1 protein-coding gene and 1 tRNA gene are annotated in these 1,021 nt (G+C 61.4%); both read right to left on the reverse strand.

Translation table 11 applies throughout. The features are described 5' to 3' along the window. Positions 1-375: ATPase (locus ABYB95_RS23950; RefSeq protein ID WP_372663002.1), on the reverse strand; the 375-nt coding region annotated here is incomplete at its 3' end. A gap of 440 nt (positions 376-815) precedes the next feature. Continuing rightward, positions 816-892, reverse strand: a tRNA-Val gene (locus ABYB95_RS23955). Between the last annotated feature and the right edge of the window lie 129 nt (positions 893-1,021).

The following is a 1,021-nucleotide window of genomic DNA, read 5'->3' on the forward strand; positions in this document are numbered from 1 at the left end:
CATCGCCTGAAGCTGCTCGATCACGCCCGGATCGACGAAGACGCAAGGCTGGTTGGCCTCGATCGGCACGTTGAACACGGCAGCGAACACGTGGCGCTTGAGATGGGCCAGCTGTCCCGTGCGATAAGCCTGCTCCGGCTTCAGATTACCGTTACCCGTCGGCGAGCCGCTGCGCTGCGGATCGCATTCGACCAGCGCGACAAAGCCGTCATCCGACAGCTTCTGGTGTTCAGGGCACAGGCCCCAGCCCGTCACTGTGTAGCGCTTCATGCTCGCGCGCAGGCGCTTGTCCAGCAGGATGCTGCCAGTATCGAAGCTGACGCCACATACCAGGCATGCATGTTGTTCCAGCGAAACGTGCGATTTCTCTTCCATGATCATCTCCGGTTGCTCGGGCGGAATTGCCCGGGACCGGAACCGGCACGCCGCAGCGCAGCGGTCACAGGTTCGCAGACGGCCGACAGGACGCCAGCGTGCAAGGCACGCGCAGACCTTGAGCGCGAGAACGGTGTGCAAGGATGAAGGGAGCCAGCAAGCCAGCCCATCACGCACCACATCTGCACTGGCAAGCGCAGCGCGCAGCGGCCTTGCCGCGGAGGCATCAGCGATGGAAGCCGAAGGGGCGAGACGACGCAGTCGGCTCGATGCGCAGCACGTACAGCGCGGCCCGGCGAAGCCGGGAGATGCACGGAAAACCCGAGGCAGGATGCGTGCAGACAAAAAAATAGCCCCTGGCGGGGCTACTTTGATTTCCGTACTTTTTCCGTACGAGCCAACAAAATCGAGAGAGAACTTGCGTAACCTGTTGATTTTATTGGTAGGCGCGATTGGACTCGAACCAACGACCCCCACCATGTCAAGGTGGTGCTCTAACCAGCTGAGCTACGCGCCTGCAAACCGGAGCGAATTATAGCCGAACTTCGCGATCGAAAGTGCGTGGCACCGTCCTTGCTTTGACGCGGAAAGGCCCCATGTACCGATCGACACCGAGGAATACCGCCCCATGAACGGCTCCCGCCAC

Source organism: Hydrogenophaga sp. (assembly GCF_041633695.1).
GTDB lineage: Bacteria > Pseudomonadota > Gammaproteobacteria > Burkholderiales > Burkholderiaceae_C > Hydrogenophaga.